Source organism: Microcoleus sp. B4-C1 (genome assembly GCF_036705285.1).
GTDB lineage: Bacteria > Cyanobacteriota > Cyanobacteriia > Cyanobacteriales > Microcoleaceae > Microcoleus.
The window spans coordinates 1-21,086 of record NZ_JAUBUC010000031.1; the positions used below are offsets into that span (position 1 = coordinate 1).

14 protein-coding genes and 2 pseudogenes are annotated in these 21,086 nt (G+C 46.3%); 12 read left to right on the plus strand and 4 right to left on the minus strand.

What is annotated here, in order from left to right; genetic code table 11:
* Window positions 1-138: 138 nt before the first annotated feature.
* The gene (locus QUB26_RS14380) at window positions 139-402 is read right to left on the minus strand and encodes a hypothetical protein (protein WP_333239244.1); all 264 of its coding nucleotides are present in this window, start codon (window positions 400-402) and stop codon (window positions 139-141) included.
* 321 nt (window positions 403-723) lie between these two features.
* The gene (locus tag QUB26_RS14385; RefSeq protein WP_333318549.1) at window positions 724-2,223 is read right to left on the minus strand and encodes a GUN4 domain-containing protein; all 1,500 of its coding nucleotides are present in this window, start codon (window positions 2,221-2,223) and stop codon (window positions 724-726) included.
* 613 nt (window positions 2,224-2,836) lie between these two features.
* Between QUB26_RS14385 and QUB26_RS14390 the strand changes: the two genes are divergently transcribed.
* A complete protein-coding gene (locus QUB26_RS14390; protein ID WP_333239248.1) occupies window positions 2,837-4,288 on the plus strand; it encodes a hypothetical protein in 1,452 nt (483 codons plus the stop codon).
* Window positions 4,289-4,391: 103 nt separating this feature from the next.
* Here QUB26_RS14390 and QUB26_RS14395 read toward each other — a convergent pair whose 3' ends face one another.
* On the minus strand, window positions 4,392-4,619 hold the full coding sequence (locus QUB26_RS14395) for a hypothetical protein (protein ID WP_333252952.1): 228 nt from the start codon (window positions 4,617-4,619) through the stop codon (window positions 4,392-4,394).
* Window positions 4,620-5,215: 596 nt separating this feature from the next.
* Between QUB26_RS14395 and QUB26_RS14400 the strand changes: the two genes are divergently transcribed.
* The 10 genes from QUB26_RS14400 to QUB26_RS14445 all read left to right on the plus strand — a co-directional run bounded on the left by QUB26_RS14400 (window position 5,216) and on the right by QUB26_RS14445 (window position 19,842).
* Entirely contained in the window at window positions 5,216-8,041 is a 2,826-nt protein-coding gene (locus tag QUB26_RS14400) for an ATP-binding protein (protein ID WP_333239250.1), read from the plus strand.
* Window positions 8,038-9,429, plus strand: coding sequence for a response regulator (locus QUB26_RS14405; protein ID WP_333318551.1), 1,392 nt, complete (start codon window positions 8,038-8,040; stop codon window positions 9,427-9,429). Before QUB26_RS14400 ends, QUB26_RS14405 begins: the two co-directional genes overlap by 4 nt.
* Window positions 9,430-9,500: 71 nt before the next feature.
* Window positions 9,501-9,650, plus strand: coding sequence for a thiamine S protein (locus tag QUB26_RS14410; protein ID WP_333239254.1), 150 nt, complete (start codon window positions 9,501-9,503; stop codon window positions 9,648-9,650).
* Between the two features lie 620 nt (window positions 9,651-10,270).
* Window positions 10,271-10,738, plus strand: coding sequence for a ribosome maturation factor RimP (rimP, locus tag QUB26_RS14415; RefSeq protein ID WP_333040953.1), 468 nt, complete (start codon window positions 10,271-10,273; stop codon window positions 10,736-10,738).
* A gap of 269 nt (window positions 10,739-11,007) precedes the next feature.
* A complete protein-coding gene (gene nusA, locus QUB26_RS14420) occupies window positions 11,008-12,288 on the plus strand; it encodes a transcription termination factor NusA (protein WP_333239257.1) in 1,281 nt (426 codons plus the stop codon).
* A gap of 428 nt (window positions 12,289-12,716) precedes the next feature.
* Window positions 12,717-13,031 carry a YlxR family protein gene (locus QUB26_RS14425; RefSeq protein ID WP_333057840.1) on the plus strand — a complete coding sequence of 105 codons (315 nt, stop codon included), beginning with the start codon at window positions 12,717-12,719 and terminating at the stop codon, window positions 13,029-13,031.
* Between the two features lie 382 nt (window positions 13,032-13,413).
* Entirely contained in the window at window positions 13,414-16,575 is a 3,162-nt protein-coding gene (infB, locus tag QUB26_RS14430; RefSeq protein ID WP_333239259.1) for a translation initiation factor IF-2, read from the plus strand.
* Between the two features lie 422 nt (window positions 16,576-16,997).
* Complete coding sequence (locus QUB26_RS14435; RefSeq protein ID WP_333318554.1) at window positions 16,998-17,738, plus strand: low-complexity tail membrane protein; 741 nt, start codon at window positions 16,998-17,000, stop codon at window positions 17,736-17,738.
* Window positions 17,739-17,979: 241 nt separating this feature from the next.
* The gene (locus tag QUB26_RS14440) at window positions 17,980-18,204 is read left to right on the plus strand and encodes a hypothetical protein (RefSeq protein ID WP_333057837.1); all 225 of its coding nucleotides are present in this window, start codon (window positions 17,980-17,982) and stop codon (window positions 18,202-18,204) included.
* Between the two features lie 423 nt (window positions 18,205-18,627).
* Entirely contained in the window at window positions 18,628-19,842 is a 1,215-nt protein-coding gene (locus QUB26_RS14445) for a glycosyltransferase family 4 protein (RefSeq protein WP_333318556.1), read from the plus strand.
* A 37-nt stretch (window positions 19,843-19,879) separates the two neighbouring features.
* On the opposite strand, the pseudogene tnpA reads toward QUB26_RS14445, so the two are convergent.
* Window positions 19,880-20,089, minus strand: a pseudogene (gene tnpA / locus QUB26_RS14450) (IS200/IS605 family transposase); the annotation flags it as partial.
* A 642-nt stretch (window positions 20,090-20,731) separates the two neighbouring features.
* On the opposite strand from tnpA, the pseudogene QUB26_RS32000 reads away from it, so the two are divergent.
* Window positions 20,732-20,936: pseudogene (locus QUB26_RS32000) on the plus strand (ISKra4-like element ISMae18 family transposase); the annotation flags it as partial.
* Window positions 20,937-21,086 lie beyond the last annotated feature (150 nt).

Here is a 21,086-nt window from a genome sequence, read left to right on the forward strand (position 1 = left end):
CATGTGTCCTATTTTATAACACTTTTTTTACTCTGCTTACTTTTTTTCTCTGCTACCCCTACTTATTGAGCGGATACAAAAAAGAGGCGATCGCTTAGCTCAAAGAGCGATCGCACGCTGATCAATTTACCAGCGACGTTACGCTTGAACTACCGGATCGAACACCACACTCAATCGATCCGCCGGAACCATCCGTTTGAGAATTTTCAAGTGACCGTCTGCATCAGACCAACTGCGAAACTCACCCACAACAACCTTTTCCACATTTGGAAGCGAGCGAACTATAGTCCACGGCTTGAGACGTTTTTCTTGCAACATACTAAATAAATCTCCTTGGTAAATTGGAGCCAAAGCCAGTCCCCCTGCTTTTGCAGGGCCGAGGACTGGCTTTTGACTTTGCAAACTTGCCCTTCTCTAAGAACATAGCACAAAAAAAAGGGTTTGTGATTATATCTTATTTTTCGCTTTTTTTAGGGCTATTTTCTACATAACAGATAATTAAACTCAAAACTTGTTAACTCTTTAATTCGCAACTCAAAACTATTTCATGACTATAGCAATCCTCGCATCATTTGTGAATTTCTTACTCCCTCCCCAAGGCATCGGGGAGGGTTGGGGTGGGGTAAAAAAATTACGACTCCTGCAAGGATTGCTATAACACTTGGACTACGCTTGGGGTGCAGCCTGACTAATAAATTCTGCCTTCTACCTTCTACCTTCCCTTTACAAATCCCGCCGCGACAGCAGAAACCAGATCCCACCCAAACCCAAAACACCGCACAAAACCCCGCCTTCCCACCCAAAAACAGTCCCCCCCGGCAAATGTCCAGGCTTTGCTTTAGAAGTAAAATTCAGCTCCGAATAGTATACCCACTGACTGTTAACCCGCCAGCCCACGCGATCGCCAAACTTCTCCCAAACTGTAGCATCATAAACACCAGGCTTTCCCCCCAACTTGAGCCACAAACCCTTTTGCACAGAAAAACCAAATCTGCGGTGACTGTGCCGCACCCAAAGTTGATCGATAGTCTGCAAATCCTTAGCTGGAAACTTCCTAATATCTTCCTCACTCAAATAACCCCGTGAATTTTGCTGCATCACCTCCAGCATTTTCGCAGAAGTTTCCTCATCAGCACCACGCCAATTTTTAGCAGCCAGCAGCCTTGCCAAGTGAGAATAATCAATACCTTTTTCCGACTCTAAATTCACAGAAACTAGCTGAGTATCAGTCACAGGTTGAGTAGGAACCGAAGGACTAACAACAGTTGCCTGCTGCGACTTTTCCAGCACGGGGACAACAACAACAGGAGGTTTTAAAGCATCCAAAACTTCCACAGCAGATTTGTAGCGATCTTTAACATATTCCTGAATCAACTTATCCAAAACCTGACCTAAATCTTCGCTAATTTGTGTTCCTTTTGGCAAAGCCTCTCTCCAAAGCCACCGGCCTTCAAGGGGATCGTAAAGGTCATCGTGAATGTCCCCGTAGATATCCAGATAAGGCATAACAGAAGTCAGCAAGCGAATGCAAGTCACCCCCAAACTATAAAGGTCGCTAGCAGGAACAGCCCTACCGTGACGCTGTTCGAGAGCCGCGTAGCCGGGAGTTCCCAACTTCGTTCCTGTTTTGGTCGGAGCAGCAGCTACTACCTGTTTGGAAACCCCAAAATCTATCAGCACTAACTTACGATCGCGAGCTCTGCGGATCACATTCTCCGGCTTAATATCGCGGTGAATTACATTTCGGTCGTGAACAAACTTCAATAAAGGCAACAAATCTAACAGCAGTTCGCAAGTTTTAATTTCGCTATAAGCACCGTACTTATCTAACTCATCCTTTAAATTATTGCCATCAATAAACTCTTGCACTAAATACAAGCGCCCATCTTCCTCAAAATAAGAAATTAACTGAGGAATTTGCGGGTGCTTCAGTTCGTATAACCGCCTTGCCTCTTGTTCAAACAGTCGAACATATTTTTTAAAATGACCGGGCTTCCGCTGAAACTCTTGAGGTGGTGACAACTGTTTAATCACGCACAATTCCTCAAATTTTCCATGATTAACAGCTCGGAAAGTCCTGCCAAATCCCCCATCGCGCAGCGGTTCAGTTGCTGCATAAAGGTCTTTTAGCAGCAGCTTTGAACCACAATTAAGACAATACTTTGTGCCTGGTGGGTTCTGACGCTTGTCTCTTGGGCAATCGAGATTAAGGCAGTATGTCATATATTAAAAAAATGCGAACAAAATTAGTAGGAAGGGTTTTATATTATTCAAGAGTCCGATCGCGAGCTGGTTTTTGTAGAGGCGAAACCTCGAACCTTACGGAGGCGGCAGCCACCCTCGCCATCAGAGGGGGCGCTCTCACCAGACTGCCGCCCCTGAGCAAGTATAACTCTCTTGAGGGTTTGACCTCAAACTCGAAGTCCACATCTAACCTTAGACTCCGCTGCGTGCAATACATTTGATTTAGCGGTCAAATAGCCCGTATATCAAACAGAAATAGTCATTTATTGCCAGCCCCGTGAGCACTGCAACGCCAAAAAAACTAAGGATTCCGCCTGAGATATAATTTTATTGCCAGAGAGAAGCACACTAACGGGAGCCACAGCTTCCGTCAAGTTCGATCGACCTTAATATTTTACCCGTAAAATATTTAACTTAACCAGGCATAATTAACAATCCAAAAATCCCCAACAAACGCACGTTAAAATAAAGACTAGCTTCCGCGATCGCCATCCGAGCTCGATCGGACACTTAGCCAGTTTTCCCTGTTTCCTTTTTTCAGCTATTACCAGTTACATCTATTTCGATCGGTCTACTTAATTAGGAACCGCTAGTGACACCAAAACTACTGCCCTCTCCAACTCCAAACTCCCGCAAAAAATCACCAAAAGTACCTTGGTTCGAGCGGTTCATGGCACTGGTCGCCCTAGGAAATTTAAGCCTAGTATTATTTGACATAACTTACGTCCCCGGACGAGATTTCTACTTCCGGCAACTCCCAGTTCTAACTCAAGTATACGACCCATTTAAAGGAATTAAACCGCACCGAGACACCCAGCAATATCTGGAAACCTTAGAAGAATTAAAAATTCAAGTAGTGCAAACAGGATTGCCCTCTCCCCAAGTAGCAGCAAAATTGCAGGAAATAAACAATCTGAGCGCGAAAATGATCGATGAAGATCCCTTTCGAGTAGCATCAAAAAGTGGCACCCTAGAAAAAATAAAAGACCGGATGCGCGATCGCGTCCCGAATCCAGAAGACTCCGCTAAACAATCATTCCAAAGATTTTGGAGCCCTGACTATTTAAACAAACAAGACTGGCAAAAAGAAATCCAGTGGTTTGACTCCAAAATCAAGCCATTAATCGCCACCAACTATTACCGCGCGATCGGAGACAACGGCGAATTCACCGATAACTTCTGGCTAATTGACCTGCCATTCATTGCCATATTCGCGATCGAATTTCTAGCCCGTACCTACTCGATCAGCCGCCGCCACCGCAGCGTCACTTGGCGATCGGCCATGCTCTGGCGATGGTACGACATCTTCCTGCTGCTCCCATTCTGGCGCCTGTTGCGAGTATTACCCGTCACAATTCGCATCCACCAAGCCAAAATGCCGGATCTCCAACCCATACGCACCCAAATCAGCCGAGGTTTCGTCGCCAACTTCGCTCAAGAATTGACCGAAGTTGTAGTAATTCAACTCATCAACCAGATGCAACAATCAATCACCACAGGCGAACTCGCTCGTCAACTCTTTAAATCCCCAAAACAGCGCTATCTCGACATCAACAATATCAATGAAATAGAAGCGATCGCCACCCATCTCGTCCAAATAACCGTCTACAAAGTCCTCCCCCAACTCCAGCCCGACCTAGAAGCCCTCCTCCGGTACAATATTGAAAGCTTCCTCAAACAATCCCCCCTCTATCAAGGATGGAAGCAAGTACCCGGCCTGGGAAACCTGCCCGAACAGCTAGCACAGCAATTAGTTGCAGAACTCTCAAAATTAGCCACCCTCGGCCCCCAAGATGCCTACGAAGCCTTCAAAATCGCCACCGAAGACCCCATAGGCATGAAACTCTCAAGCCAGCTAGTCCAACATTTCGGGCAAGCTTTAGGAACCGAACTGCAACAGCAGCAAACCTGGCAAGAAATACAACTGCTGCTGTGCGACTTTCTAGAAGAGTTCAAAATCAACTACATTCAGCGGTTGAGCGAAGAAGACTTCGAGAAAATTTTAGAACAAGCCAAAGAACTGCAACGGATAGCCCCGCGTTAGGGCAAGTCTCCACCGCTTTACTTATTTTTTTCTTCCCCAATTAGCAATTAGCAATTACCCTGCTTTAACTCCTGCCAATGAAACTTGCTGGAATTTTAAAGTTTCATGTGCGATGCCCTTGTCTACGAGAGTCATTCACAGGGTTGTGCATCAAATCTTCAGCGCGGTAGTGAGTTAAACCGCCGTTAGGGTTCTCAGCGGCCTGGCGTTTCATGTTTTTAGCGAGAAAGGTCAATCGATTTTCGATTTTCGATTTTCGATTTTCGATTTTCGATTTTCGATTTTCGATTGAAGCATTGACCCCACGGATAAATTCGGGGGCAAGTTTCATCGGATACAGGTTTTTTATTTCTGGACGGATGAATCGGGGGGCTTGTATCCTGGATGCTTGATTGTCAATCGATTTTAGATTTTAGATTTTAGATTTTAGATTGACTTGCGCGAGATAAATGCGGGGGCTTGAGGATTTTCGATTTGCGATTTTGGATTGATTCCACGGATAAATCACGTGGCGGGTACCATCAAGAAATTTGTGGTCAGTTTTTTTAGACGTACATTATATCAATTTATATGTAAGTTTGATGAGATTCTACTTTTTAGAGGCTCTCTGTAAAGTAAAGTTAAAAACTGCTACACATAGCTCTAAACCAAGTAATCTATTAGATATGATTGCTAACTGGTTTCCTAAAGGCTCAAATAATTTACCAATGCTAGAAAAATAAGGCGCATCAGTATCTTTAGTCAGATATTATTATACCCCTGGCATAAAAAATACGTAAGTAGCCCTTCTTGTTTAAGCAAGTTACTGTCTCAAACTTTTCACTAACTATTATAGATGGCTTTTCAAGATATATTTCCTCAGCCTCATTTCACTCAATCCACTGAGATTTTTCAGCCAACTCGTTACCCCAGGAGTAACACCAATAAATGTCACAGACCTCTGCAACCACTTTCCTGTCAAACCGTTATAAAAAAAAGGTGTCCCTGCGCCTGATTTTAGTATTCCCATTCGTTCTGCAAATATTTGCTGCCGTCGGGCTCACAGGCTGGCTATCCTTACGCAACGGGCAAAAAGCAGTCAACGAAGTTGCTAGTCAGTTGCGGAGTGAAATTACGGCCCGTATCCAGCAGCAGCTCAACACTTACCTAGACACAGCTCCTCGCGTCAATCAACTGAATGCCAATGCCCTTCGCCTAGGATACTTAAATCCAGACGAATTGGAGAGTATGGAGCGCTATTTGTGGGAGCAAATTCAAGCCTTTCCTTCTCTGCCGCAGATGGGTTTTGCTACTAAAACGGGAGAGTTCATTGCCATTGAACGCCAAGAGAATGGCAAAATTTTTTTTAAAAGAGTACATAAGGATAGTCGTACTGAATTTCATATTTACGAATCGGATAGCAACGGCAATCAAACAAAGCTCTTAAACATTTCTCCTAGCAACAATATACTCAACCGTTCTTGGTATAAAGACAGTGTACGCTATAGCCGGCCCACATGGAGCGAAATTTTTCCGCTTACAGGTCAGAAAACGCTCTCCCTCCCTGCCGGACATCCAGTGTATGACGAAAGTGGCGAACTGCGTGGAGTATTCGTTGCTAATTTATTGATCTCTTTCCTCAGCGACTTTCTGCAAAGCTTAAAAATGGGTCGATCGGGACAGACATTCATTATGGAACGTTCGGGACTCCTAGTAGGCAGTTCAACTCTCAAAGAAGCCTTTATCACCAACAATGGCAAACTCGATCGCCTGAATGCTTTAGACAGCACAGATGATTTAATTCGGCTGACAACAGCGCATTTAAAAGAACACTTTGGCGACCTAACTAAAATTAATAGCTCTCAGCAATTGGATTTTACGATCGCCGGCCAGCGGGAATTCCTCCAAGTTATGCCCTTTCAGGATAGCCGAGGATTGGACTGGCTGATCGTCGTCGTCGTTCCTGAAAGCGATTTCATGGATCAAATTAACGCCAATACCCAGACTACCATTTTGTTGTGTTTGGGAGCCTTGGCGCTGGCTACCGTTCTGGGAATCTTAACCGCACGCTGGATTACCAGCCCGATTCTCCGTTTGAGCGAAGCTTCTAGGGCGATCGCCAGTGGCGACTTAGAGAAAAATGTGCAGGTAAAAGGCATAGAAGAACTAGAAGTCCTGGGTCAGTCTTTCAACCTTATGGCACAACAGTTGCGCGAATCCTTTGAGGCGCTAGCCAAAACCAATTCCGAGCTAGAAATCCGAGTAGAAGAACGCACCGCCGAACTCACGGAAGCCAAACAAATCGCTGATACTGCCAACCAAGCTAAAAGTGAATTTTTAGCGAATATGAGTCACGAATTGAGAACGCCACTCAATGGAATTTTAGGATACGCTCAAATCCTAGAACGCTCAAAAACGATGGCTCCGAAAGATATCCAAGGCATCAGTATTATTCACCAGTGTGGTTCCCACCTGTTAACCCTGATCAATGACATCTTAGACCTCGCTAAAATTGAAGCCCAGAAATTGGAACTGTACGCGAAAGATTTCCATTTTCCTTCCTTTTTGCAGGGAGTCGCGGAAATCTGCCGCATCCGAGCCGAACAAAAAGGAATTGCTTTTGTTTATCAACCCAGTTCGGAAATTCCTGCTGGCATCTACGCTGACGAGAAACGCTTGCGACAGGTACTAATTAACTTGCTGAGCAATGCAATTAAGTTTACCGACTCGGGACGAGTGACTTTTAAGATAGAACATCTGGAAAAGGGGACAGGTGAAAAGGTACAAAGCCATGACCAAAAGCCAGCCTCACCAATTCACAAAATTCGGTTTCAAATAGAAGATACTGGCGTTGGTATGACACCAGAACAATTAGAAAAAATATTTTTGCCTTTTGAACAGGTAGGAGACAGCAAGCGTCAGGCAGAAGGAACCGGACTCGGTTTAACAATTAGCCAGAAAATTGTCGAAATGATGGGTAGTACAATCCAAGTAAAAAGCCAGTCAGGAGTCGGCAGTGTTTTTTGGCTAGATTTGGATTTACGGGAAGCGGCCGACTGGGCAAATACAGTCACGATTGCCAAGCAAAGAAAGCTGGTTGGCTACCAAGGTAGAAAACAGAAAGTTTTGGTTGTGGATGACAAATGGGAAAACCTCTCGGTGATTGTCAACCTGCTGGAACCCCTCGGCTTTGAAGTAACCGAAGCTAAAAACGGTCAAGAAGGTTTAGAAAAAGTAGAAGAGTTTAAGTTCGATTTGATTATCACTGACTTAGTGATGCCAGTGTTAGATGGCTTTGAGATGATGCGCCGTATCCGAAATTTGTCACACTATAAAGATGTGGCAATCATTGCTTCATCTGCCAGTGTATTTGCTACCGACCAACATAAAAGCTTGGAGGGGGGAGCCAACGATTTTCTCGGTAAGCCTGTGCAGGCAGAAGAGCTATTTGAGATGTTGCAAAAGTATTTAAAACTTGAATGGATATATGAGGAACTAAAGAATGAAAAAATCAGCACTATTCCTTTTTCATCAGATGGTCAATCACTTTCTGAATCGCCCTCTGTAGTCGCTCCCCCGCCCGAAGAAATTGAACTTTTATTTGAACTGGCGATGAGAGGCAACGTGAAAGGAATTGTGAAGCGCAGTGAGCACCTAGAGAAGTTAGATCAGAAATTTGTGTCCTTTGCTGTTGAGCTGCGCCAGTTAGCCCAAGGCTATCAGGTGAAAAAAATAAAAGAGTTTATTACATCCCACAGGATAGAAACAGAATGAAGGCAGCAAATATTGAAACAAGTAGCATCTTAATCGTCGATGATAATCCTAGCAATCTGGACGTGCTTTCTGAAGCTTTAGCGGGTTTTGGATGGGAGATATTGGTAGCAACTGATGGCGAAACTGCCATCGAACAGGCTGAATATACTCAGCCGGATTTGATTCTGTTAGATGTAATGATGCCAGGAATTGACGGGTTTGAAACCTGCCATCGCCTGAAGGAAAGTCCGTTGACGAACGAAATTTCGGTAATTTTTATGACGGCTCTTTCTGACATAGGAGATAAGATCAAAGGCTTTAATCTAGGGGCGGTGGATTACATTACTAAGCCCTTTGAACAAAAGGAGGTGTTAGCTCGCGTCAACCTCCATTTAAAACTGCGTTCTTTGACTAAAACTCTCGCCGACCAAAATCTGCTTCTCAAACGGGAAATTGAAGACAGGCTCGCAGCAGAAGCAGCGTTACATCAGCTCGCACAGGAGTTAGAAAAACGGGTGGAAGAACGAACGGCTGAACTTTCTCAAGCTTTGGATAATCTTAAAAAAGCTCAGGTGCAAATCGTTCAAAGTGAAAAGATGGCTTGTCTTGGTCAACTTGTAGCTGGGGTAGCTCACGAAATTAACAATCCAGTTAGTTTTATCTCCAATAATATCCCTATTGCCAAGGAATATATTGCCGATTTGATCGAGATGACTCGGCTTTGCCAGCACAACGTTACTTCGACATCAGAATTTGAGGAGAAGTCCCAGGAGATTGAGTTAGATTTTATTGTTGAAGATTTGCCCAAAATTATTGATTCAATGGCGCTAGGAACAGAGCGACTTTACAATCTTTCTATGTCACTGCGTAATTTCTCTCGCTTGGATACATCGGCACTAACGCCAGCTAATATTCACGATGGGCTAGAGAGTACCTTATTAATTTTAGGGCATCGACTGAAACCTAAAGGAAGTTTCCCAGGAATTGCCGTGATTAAAGAGTATGGCGAATTGCCGCTAGTAGAGTGTTATCCGGGGCAACTTAATCAGGTGTTTATGAATATATTGGCGAATGGAATTGATTCTTTAGAAGAGTCTACGATTAGTTGTCCGCTGTGCGGAGAAAAGAAACAGAGCAATGACACTCCACAGATTCGGATCTGCACTGAAATGCTTCAGGATGACAGAGTGGTGATTCGGATTGCTGATAATGGGGTTGGCATAACTCAGGAAGTAATGCAGCATTTATTCACGCCGATGTTTACTACTAAATCAGTAGGTAAAGGGACAGGTTTAGGTTTGTCTATTAGCCGTGAGATCGTAGAACGAAAACATGGTGGTAAGCTGACCTGCATTTCCTCGCCAGAATGGGGGGTAGAGTTTGTTATTGAGCTTCCTATTCAGCATTAGTAATGGGGATTTTTTAGGGTGAATCTTAGTTGGGCTATTTTGTCAATATATCGTTAATCTGGCGATCGCCCATGTCTAATCTACCAATCACCATCACTGTCAAACTCTTGGCCGCCTATCAAGAAGCAGAGGGCTTGTCCCAAGTGAAATTAGAATTTCCCAAAGCAACTCCCGTATCGCAAGTCCTAGAACGCCTGAGTGCCACTTCCCCCCTGTTCTAGGCTCGATCGCACATCTTGCACCATTGTCAATAAGCTTTTTAGGAACAGGCTGGACGGCCTGTTCCACAAGAAAATCTACTCTTTGTGGAACAGGCCGTCCAGCCTGTTAAGCGAGAATGGTGCAACATCTCAGATTGATCGCACCTGCTTGAATATCAACCAGGAATTTGCCCTCGCCCCACCCCACTCCAAAACGGTGATGAAGTCGTCCTCATTCCCCCTGTGATCTCTCCCCTTCTGCCCTCGGACAGCCCGCCGATGGCGATCAGTTTGTCACCGGGCGGGCGATCGAGCTAAACTGAGAACTGAGGCCTCCCTTCGATCGGAAGAAGTCCTCAAACTTCTTGGAAGAAATTGTTTTACCTAGGAGTGGGTCAAGCCCACTTTTTTTGTTGCATTAGTCGCAGGAAAAGAGATCAGGGCGTCTGACTTGCAAGTTGAGGACTGATTTAGTAGGGGTACCCCCCCGCTTGAGATCCCTGCTGGGATGTTGGGTAAGTCCCAAAGTTGAAGACGAAAGTCGCAGCCACCTAATCAAACCACCTCAAAACCAAGCAATCTCAACAACAAATTTTTCCTTGCCGTGTCCGAGTTTAGGAGTTTTAACTTAAGTATTCGATATGACTCATCCCCTAATCCCACAAATCATTGACTTAGCTACCCCCGTTGCGGAAACACTGGGATTGGAAGTAGTGGGAGCAGTGTTTCACACCAACCAAAATCCTCCCGTCTTGCGGGTAGACATCCGCAACCTCCAACAAGACACTGGTTTAGCCGACTGCGAGCGCATGAGCACAGCCCTCGATGCCGAGTTAGAGGCAGCCGACATCATACCCGATGCCTACGTGCTAGAGATTTCCAGTCCCGGAATATCCCGATTGCTCAGCAGCGATCGAGAATTTATTACCTTTAAAGGTTTCCCCGTGACAGCCAAAACCACCGAACCCGACTCGCGAATCAAAGAGTGGAAAGGCCTACTCCTGGGCCGGGATGAAACAGCGGTTTATCTCAATCAAAAAGGGCGACAGGTTAAAATTCCCCGCCCTCAGATTGTCAAAGTTGAACTAGACGAAGGAAAGGAGATGTAAAGGGAAATTTTGAGTTTTGAGTTGTGAGTTGTGAGTTTTGCGATTGCCTCGCAGCAAGCTGAAAACGCTTGGCTGCGAGTTAATTTTTAACAATCACATCTGTAGCAGCGGGTTGAAGAGGAACAACAAATAAATTGTTACTGCACCTAGCTTCCCTAATCCTATCCAGTAACTCATCACTCCTCGTCATCATTTTTCCTGAAAATTTTCCAAGTACCAATTACCGATTACCAGTTACTTATTACCACAGCAAAAAAGGAGAGTTTTATATGTCAATGGTTCCCCTGCCCGGACTAAAAGAAATGGTCGAAGGTATTAGCAAAGAACGCAATTTACCCAAACACGCCGTCCAAGCAGCCTTGCGAGAAGCCTTGCTCAAAGGATACGAACGCTACCGCCGTACCCAAAAACTCGATCACTTCAGCGAAGAATACTTCGACAACTTTGATGTAGAACTAGACGCAGAACAAGAAGGTTTCCGCGTTTTAGCCAACAAAACTATTGTCGAAGAAGTCATCAATCCCGATCACGAAATCTCACTTACGGAAGTGCAAGAAGTAGCCACGGAAGCTCAACCTGGGAGCATCGTGCTCGTAGACGTAACACCAAATCAAAAAGAATTTGGTCGCATGGCGGCGATCCAGACCAAACAAGTTCTCGCTCAAAAACTGCGCGACCAACAGCGCAAAATGATTCAAGAAGAGTTTAAAGATTTAGAAGAAACCGTTCTTCAAGCAAGAGTGCTCAGGTTTGAGAGGCAGTCGGTAATTTTAGCTGTCACCAGCAGCTTCGGTCAGCCAGAAGTAGATGCCGAACTCCCTAAGCGCGAACAGTTGCCCAACGACAATTATCGGGCCAACGCTACATTCAAGGTTTATCTCAAAAAAGTAGGCGAAGGCTCAACTCGTGGGCCGCAGTTACTTGTTTCTAGAGCGGACGCAGGTTTGGTGGTTTACCTGTTTGCTAACGAAGTACCAGAAATAGAAGATGGTGTGGTGAGAATTGTCGCCGTAGCCAGGGAGGCAAATCCGCCATCCCGGCACGTCGGCCCCCGGACTAAAATAGCAGTTGATACTCTCGATCGCGACGTAGACCCTGTAGGAGCCTGCATCGGAGCGCGGGGATCGCGGATTCAGGTAGTAGTCAACGAATTGCGGGGCGAAAAAATCGACGTGATCCGCTGGTCTCCAGACCCAGCAACTTATATTGCTAACGCTCTGAGTCCCGCTAGAGTAGATGAAGTGCGTTTAGTTGCTCCAGAAGGCAGGAGAGCTCACATTTTGGTCGCTGAAGACCAACTGAGTCTTGCCATTGGCAAAGAAGGTCAGAACGTGCGTCTCGCAGCCCGCCTCACCGGTTGGAAAATCGATATCAAAGATATTGCTAAGTACGATCGCGCGGCCGAAGACAGCAAATTGGCAGCAGAAGCAACTAGGCTCGAAGAACTAGCAGGGGACTACGACGAGGAAGCAGGCGACTACGACGAGGAAAGCGCAGAATTTGAGCAAGAGGAGGCAGCCGCTACGGAGGAAACCGAAGCCGCTGTCTAAAAACTGTGACATTTACCGAAGAAGAATTCAGAATTCAGAATCCAGAATGGGTTCTGTGCGACAGGATGGAGAATCGAGCTTTAAAGCCCCCGATTTTAATCGTGGAACACCAAAAATTTTTTCCGTAACCCTTACCCCTGACTTGAGGCATGGCGTATTTTGAATTCTGAATTCTGTCTTCTGACTCCTTGTCCTAAGATTTTCTATCTTCGCCAGACAAGGAGGAGTTGTCCCCTACTCCCTCCTCTCCCCCCAGGGCGGTTTCATTCTCAGGAAAACCGCGATTTTGACTCTTGTAGTGCCAAGAATGCCTACCCCCCCCACAGACGATTTCACAGGCCTTTGGGACATGGGGCAACCACGGGGGGATTGCCCCTACGCAGAATGAAACAGCCCTGCCTCTCCCCCTACTCCCCCTCTGACAAGAAATGAAACCGAACTACCGGTGCTGTGCAAGTTGTCGAAAAATAGCTCCTAAGGAAGCTTTTTGGCGAGTAGTCAGGCTCTATCCTTCTCATCAGGTACAATTAGATCGTGGCATGGGCCGTTCTGCTTACCTTTGTCGGGAAGCCGAATGCCTCAAAGCAGCTCAGAAAAAAAATCGACTTGGGCGATCGCTCAAAGCGCCTGTGTCTGACGAACTCTACCAAACACTTTGGCAGCGTTTAGCCACATCTGACTGTACATCTTACTCGGGCCTAGCCGGACGAAAAACCGACAATAGTTCGGCATCGACTGTATAAACCCTCTTGGCAGCCCTACCAGTAATTACCGGTAGCGCCAGCTATAAAACCCCAATCCGATCTGCCCACCAGTCTGGAAAGATTTGTGTCAGATTAGATAAGGGTAGGGTACTAGCAGAGGTATCCTCAAGGTGGAAAGGCAAACTTTGAAGCTTGAGAGAGTGGGTTTTGCCAAAACTCAGACTTCGGAGTTCCAAGTTCCCAAACAGACTTGAGAATTCTTCAACCGCAGACTTCAGCGAGTTGCATCTTTTAGATAAAATTGCTGAGCGAGTACCAAAACCCCGATTCCTGACACTGAATCAATCACACCGAATGATGTCGTCATTAGCACAAAAAATCACAATGTAAAAACTGGTTGGCACAAAAGAGGGCAGAGTGGATGAACAACGGCAAAGTAAGAATTTACGAATTATCACGGGAACTAAATTTGGATAATAAAGACATCTTGGCAGTTTGCGAGCGGCTCAATATTTCAGTCAAGAGCCACAGCAGCACAATTACAGAATCCGAAGCAGAGCGCATTCGCAAAACGGCGGAAAAATACGTAGCCAGTAGCCACTCTTCCCCCGGCAAGCCAGCTCCACCCGAAAGAGCAGCAGCGCCATCTAGAGAATCTGGCCCTCACCCTAACGACCAACAAAAAAAGCAGCAAATTTTAGAAATACGCAGTCCAAAAGTACGCCCGGCTGGTGCTTCCTCCCAGCCTGCAGGCAACGAGGAGAACCAAAACCAGCCCGCGGCAACCGTGGCAACTCCTCCAAAGTCGCCTGCAGCTCAACAACTCCAGCCTCCAGCTAAACCGAATATCAATCGACCTGTACTGTCGAAGCCAAATGTGGCTGTCCCGGCGGCTCCGTCAGAAGTGTCGGAAAATGTAGGTGCGATCGCCCCGGAAACCACCGCCCAGGCTCAGGCACCGGCGGCACCTCAACCGCCGTCGTCCAAGGCTCCAGAACGCACCCAGCAACCGCCGATGGCCCCTCCTGCGCCCTCGGCAAAACTCACGTCGCCGCCCGTCAGAGGGGCGTCCGAGTCGGCTAGCCGTACCCCACAAAATCTGGGGAACAAGCCGGTACTCAAACTGGCAAAAACCGAGCAAGAGCAATCAGGACAGTCAGAAACTCTGGAAGCGCCGGCTAAACCGAGCCGCCCCAGCAGACCTGCACCGGGAGGTACCGAATCTCGCGACGCGCAAAGACCGCGCCGGGAAGGCCCTGGTGGCCCAGTCAAAACTCCACTGGCCGATCGACCCCAGCCCGGTGGGCCGCGCCGGAGCCTGGCCCCCGCAACGTCAGCTACCGGGCTGCGTAGCCGGGGCGGTGGCACCGGAGCCCTAGGGGATGACACTGATGACAATGAAGAAGATAATACGCCGTTGCTGGAGATTCCTCTCCTCGAAAGGCCCTCCCTCCCTCGTCCTGCCAAAAAGACATCGGTCATTTGGGAAGAAGATGATGACGAAAACTCAGATGCTGCCAAAGCTGCCAAAGCTGTTAAGGCAAAACGTTCTCGCCTAAAACCCATAGACGAGGATGACGATGACTTAGAAAACGGCTTGGATCTGCCAGCACCAGTCACGGTCAGCCTGTCCCTAGCCCGCCCAGCGAAAGCGAAGGGACAAGCAGCACCCAAGTCAACACCAACTCCGGGCGCACCCGGAAGCAGCGGAAAAAATAAGAGACCAGGCCCTTCTCACGATAAAAGTTCTTCAGGTTCGAGCGGGGGACGCGGCAACCGGGGCAAAACAGCCGAAGCTAAGGTAGAACGTCCAGAAAAGCTGCTGCTGAGCAGGCCGATGACCGTTCAAGAACTAGCAGTTACTCTGGCTGTTCCCGAAACCGAAATTATTAAGCGGCTTTTCTCTAAAGGAATTGCGGTAAATATTACCGAAACCCTGGACATTCCAGCGGTGAGGATGGTAGCCGAAGAAATGGGCGTAGAGGTGGAAACCCCAGAAAAAGTAGCCCCAGCTATCAAAGTGATCGAGATGCTGGACGAAGCGGATTTGGAATACCTCGAACGCCGTCCCCCAGTAGTAACGATTATGGGTCACGTGGATCACGGTAAAACTACCTTGCTCGACTCGATCCGCAAAACCAAGGTGGCTCAGGGAGAAGCTGGGGGCATTACCCAGCACATCGGTGCTTACCACGTGGATGTGGTACACGAAGGCAAGAGCCAGCAGGTGGTATTTTTGGATACGCCCGGTCACGAAGCCTTTACAGCGATGCGGGCTCGGGGAACACGGGTTACGGACATCGCCATCTTGGTGGTGGCGGCGGACGACGGCGTGCGACCCCAGACAATTGAAGCGATCAGCCACGCGAAAGCTGCGAAAGTGCCAATTGTCGTGGCTATCAATAAAGTTGACAAGGAGGGTGCTCAGCCGGAACGGGTGAAGCAAGAGCTTACTGAGTACGGCTTGGTGGCAGATGACTGGGGCGGCGATATCACGATGGTTCCAGTCAGCGCGATCCGAGGCGAAAACCTGGATACGCTGTTGGAAATGATTCTGACAGTCGCGGAAATGGAAGACCTCAACGCCAACCCGCACCGACCGGCTAAGGGTACTGTGATTGAAGCTCACCTCGACAAGGCAAGGGGGCCAGTGGCAACTCTGCTGGTTCAGAACGGCACTCTGCGAGTGGGCGATATTGTGGTCGCAGGCTCGGCTTTGGGCAAGGTGCGCGCCATGATCGATGACCGGGGCGAACGCGTAGAACACGCAACTCCATCCTTCGCGGTGGAAGTGCTAGGGCTGCGGGAAGTTCCTCGCGCCGGAGACGAGTTTGATGTCTTCGCAAACGAAAAAGAAGCTGCGGCGATCGCAAGCGGAAGAGCTACCTCCCGACGAGATTCACGCCTGCTGCAAGGCGGCCGGATCAGTCTCAGCGGCTTCTCTCAACAAGCTAAGGAAGGCGTTCTCAAGGAACTCAACTTGATCTTGAAGGCAGATGTCCAAGGCTCCCTCGAAGCAATTGTCGGCGCTCTGACTCAACTTCCTCAAAAAGAAGTTCAACTCCGACTGCTGCTATCTGCTCCTGGGGAAATTACAGAAACGGATATTGACCTCGCAGCAGCCAGTAATGCTGTAATTATCGGGTTCAATACTACTCTGGCCACCGACGCTCGCCTCGCGGCTGACCAAGCTGGCGTAGACGTGCGGGAATACAGCATCATCTACAACCTCTTGGATGACATTCAAGGGGCGATGGAAGGCCTGCTGGAACCCGAATTGGTGGAAGAACCTTTGGGTCAAGTCGAAGTGCGCGCTGTCTTTGCGATCGGTCGCGGGGCTGTGGCTGGATGTATGGTACTCTCTGGCAAAGTCATCCGTAACTGTAAGGTGCGGGTGCGCCGGGGCAACAATGTCGTTTACGAAGGTGTCCTCGACTCCCTAAAACGGATGAAGGAAGATGCCAAGGAAGTCAATGCTGGCTTTGAATGCGGCATTTCCTTGAGTGGGTTTAGCGACTGGGCGGATGGCGATATTATTGAAGCCTACCGGATGGTTACTAAACGCCGGACTCTCTCTCAATAGTTTTGAGTGGTGAGTGTTGAGAGGGAAGAGAATTTTTGAGCGATCGCAACTAAATTGCCGATCGCTCGCAACTCTTCTCTTCACTCAATACTCCCAAAGTCATCACTCCCAAATTTTGTTTTTAACTTATAGCAGAAGCAAGAAGCCAGAAGGCAGAAGGTTTTAGTTATCTAGGAGAGAAGGAAGAAGTAAGAAAAGCAAATATATCCACAATTAACAACGTCCTCATCGTCTTGGCTGTTGCTAAAAATTCAAAATTTAAAACTCCAATAAGACTTACGCACAGCAATCGAGTTTCCTCCCAAAATGCTTGGTGTTACCTCTAGAGATGTACTCTTTGCACCAGGTTTATTGCTTAAGAATGCGTCCCCGACTATCAAAACTCAAAATTCAAAACTCATAACTCATAATTATTTTTTAAAGTGCGTTCTTTTTGGTCAGATCCTTTCTTGTGGATTCATCTTTCTGGGGCGGCTGCACTGCCGATATTCCTAGGAGTGTGCTTGCTGGGACTCGCAGTGGGTTCTCCCCTGCTCCCTGTCTGGTTAGAAATATTTTTAGTGGCTGTAGCAGGTATTGTTCCTGTGCTTTGGATGCAGTGGTTCCGCCCTTTTTACATTTTTAGTATTTTAGTTGTGGCGGTGAAACCGCAGAATTTAACTTGTTTGCAGCAGCGGCTTCTGACTCGGTTTAAAACAAAGTTAAATCAAGGAATCGCTCTTTTTGTTGCTGTTTTGCTGGCAATAATTTTGTGGCAACTCTACCGATTGGCTCCCCTCGCGGCAACGGTTGCTCCCTTTCCTCCTTCCTGGCGCGGGACTGGATTGTTGTTGGCAGTTGCTGCTTTTTTAGCTAGCAATTTGTTTTTGCAGGTGTCTGCTAGTGTCATGGCGGTTTTGCTGACGCCGGAATCAGAATTTGCAGCGACACAGCCTCATGTTTTAGAAAAAATTCGGCAGGATTTTACGATCGCGCCTTGGCAAGTCGATCGACTTTTGCCGGCTTTGGCAGCCGAGACAACTGCCGCTGTGGCTGCACCTGTAGAGTCAATTGGTTCAGCATCCACAAGAGGGAATTCGTCAGTCGGCAGTATTGTCAACCCAAAACCTGCTGACTCCAACGGCGTTACATATCTACCCGAAGAGTCGATCGAAAAAAAGTGAAATAAAAAATTAATAAGGGGACAATTGTAGTTTAAGCTACTTTAATTTGTACAGATGTATGCTGTGAAGAAAATAGGTAACACCCCTCTTGTGATAGAGATTATTAATAGTCTTAATATTTAATTTTTAATCGCAGGTTGTGGATATTTTAGGTTGGCTCTTTGGAGAGAAGAATCTATAATAGAGAGTGTCAAGGTCAGCTTTCAATCCTTACAGGGGATTAAAACAGAGGTATAACAATATGGCGAATTATCTACCGATCGCACAAGAACCTCAAGCCGCCGAGCCGATCGAGCTGTGCGAAGATTCTGAAATCTGGGGCAGTCTCAAATCCGCGATCGGCGCAAGTTCAGGATTTCAACGCTGGCAGCTAGAACTCAATTTTGAGCGTCAGCACCAAAATGCCACCCTCGATCAGCAGGTTCGTTCCTATCTGCGAGAAACTTTAGAAACTTTGGCTTATTGAGCGCCGTAAAACCAAATATTGTCACGATTTGTGAACTTTATAGCCCAATTCTGCTGGCATCCCCTCCAATATGCTAACTGAGTACCGATAGTGAGTGTCGAGAGTGAGTGTCGATCGCAACTTCGGAGATCAAATTGCAGGGGACAGTATTTCTCCTTACTTAGTCGGGATTAATTCCCGCATTCTACTTGCAACACACTCTCAGATACATCAAGAGAAAATTAGCCTGAAACCCCCAATACAAAGCGACTGCGGCCGCTATCTATTGACCTGGCTGTTGCCGAAACTCTTTATAATAAGACTGAAGCAAAATAAAATTAATAGTGCGGTTGTGGCGGTACCTCAAACCGTCCCGATCAACCTACTTACACATCTTTTGCATCGTAAGTCCTATTAAATACTTTACAACCAGAGTTGAGGAAAATGCGCTTAGTCATAGTTCAGTATGCCGGCGATTACGCAGAAGCCTTTGATCGTTTAGCCAAAGGTGGAAGCGAAACATACTACGCTCAAAAATATTCTGTTGATGCCGTCACCGAGATGGCAAAACGAGCTGAGTCAGTAACGGTTATTTGCTGCATGACACCCGAATTTAACGATCGGGTTCTAGAAAACGGCGTGCGGGCGATCGGTTGCGGATTTAATTACAAAATTGATCCCCAAAAATTGATCGACTTAATTGCCCAGCAAAAGCCGACTCATTTAGTCATGCGGACGACTTTTCCAGACATTTTTAAGTGGGCAATAAAAAACACAATTAAAACCATCGCTGTATTTGCAGAATCTATTGCGACAACAACTTGGCGCAATAAATACCGCAACTATTTCCTGTCCCAATTGTTGAATAACAAGCAAATAGAATGGGTTGGAACTTACGGCATTACGTCATCTTTATTGTTCCAACAAATAGGAGTAAAAGCTGATAAAATAATTCCCTGGGACTTTCTCTTAGAGACCAATCCCGGCTCTTTGTCGCCGAAAAAAATCCCTGCGGACATCAAAAAAATTCAACTTTTTTACGCTGGTTCGTTAGTACAAAGTAAGGGAGTGGGTGATATATTGAGAGCCGTAGCAAAGTTAAGAGAACGGAATAATATATCAGTTCACTTAAAAATGGCAGGTAAAGGTGAAGAGGAGTTTTTTGCCCAGCGAGTCGAAGAGTTGCAAATTAAAGATTGTGTAGATTTTCTGGGAATCGTGCCAACTCAGAGTTTAGAACCTTTAATGAGAGAATCCGATCTCGTGTTAGTTACTAGCAGGCACGAGTATCCCGAAGGCTTTCCCCTGACTATTCAGCACGCTTTACGGACTAGAACACCGATAGTAGCTTCAGATCACCCGATGTTTAAAACCCACTTAAAACACGGTATTAATTCGATGATTTTTGAGGCGGGGAACTCTCTGGCTTTAGCAGAATGTATCGAAAAAGTTATTTCGGATTCAGCGCTTTACCACAATCTTTCTGTCGCTTCTCACTCAACCTGGCAGGAGTTGCGTCTGCCTGTCAAATGGGCGGACTTGATCGATCGCTGGCTGGATGATTCTCCTGAAAGCAAACAGTGGTTATTTGAACAACGACTAGCTTCTGGAGCCTATAACGCGTCGCGTGAGAACCCCGGTATTTCAAGCAGGGGATGAAACGCAGTTGTAGTCTTTAGGCTACCAGTGTTGCGGATTATTTATTTCTTTGTTCTTCAATATATTTTCTGACGGTTTCAGTTGAGACATTGCCAACACTACCGACAAAATAACTAGGAGTCCACAAGGTAGGCAATTTTCACTATTCAGGAAACTCTTTTCTTAAGTAACTGGAAGCCCTGCCTTTGACTCTTTGCAGGACAAAGCTAGCGACATCAGTCGGGTTAACGTTAACCAATAAATGTACATCCCACATTTTGCAAGTCTTTAAATAGAATTGATGGTTATAAATTTTAAAAATTCCAGCCTGAAGTGATGGGTCCGTAATCACTTCAGGCTTTTTTGAGTTACAATGAACGGATTAGGAACCCAGAGGAAAAAACCATGAATGAGTATCAAGAAGCCATAAAAGTCCTAAATTTAGACCCTAAACGGAATAGTAGCAGGCATAATAAGCTGTCAAACATCTAAAACAATCGAACCACGGCGCAAGCCCCTTTTCTCCATTAACTATCATTCTCTACCCTCCTTAAGTATCTCAGGAGTTTTCTGCACCACTAAGGGGGCTGCACAAAAATCTATTCGATCTGCGCCGCATGGCAGTGGTTCACAATCTTCATGTTTTGGCAAGAAGTTTTACAGAAAGTCAACTGGTATCTGCCTAACTAAAAAAATACTTCAGTTAGATATTATATTTTTTATATTGAACGAAAGCCAGATTTATTGGTAACAATAAAGAGGCTGAAATTTTGGATTGGTAATTTTACTCGCTCGCTGGGTTGCAACTTGAGTTTTGGATGCTAAGCCGTGATTTTTTTTGTACACCATACTTGATAGTTTTTGTCAACCTCTTTTACTGGACTGGCGCTTTAGTAAAGGGAGTGAAAAGTTCCAGAAATATCTGCGAAAACATCAGTCAATAATCCCAGATTACCAAAATTATCTTTATTCAGGGTATTGACATTGGTTCGGGAGCTGTAGAGTCTTTAATTCAACAGATTGGAGCAAGAATTAAGATTGTAGGTGCACAGTGGAACGAAAAAAATGTGCCTCAGATTTTAAGACTCAGATGTGCCTATTTAAATAACGACATCAAGCTTAAGTATTTCTGCCTCGTTAAACAGCGGGATGCTCCCACTTGGTTTGGTACTTTAGTAGGGTTGAGCTTTTTAGGCATGGGCGCAGCAAAATGCAAAATTAAGCGCAAGATTTCCTAAGTTAGGTAGGGTGTGCATTAAGTACCT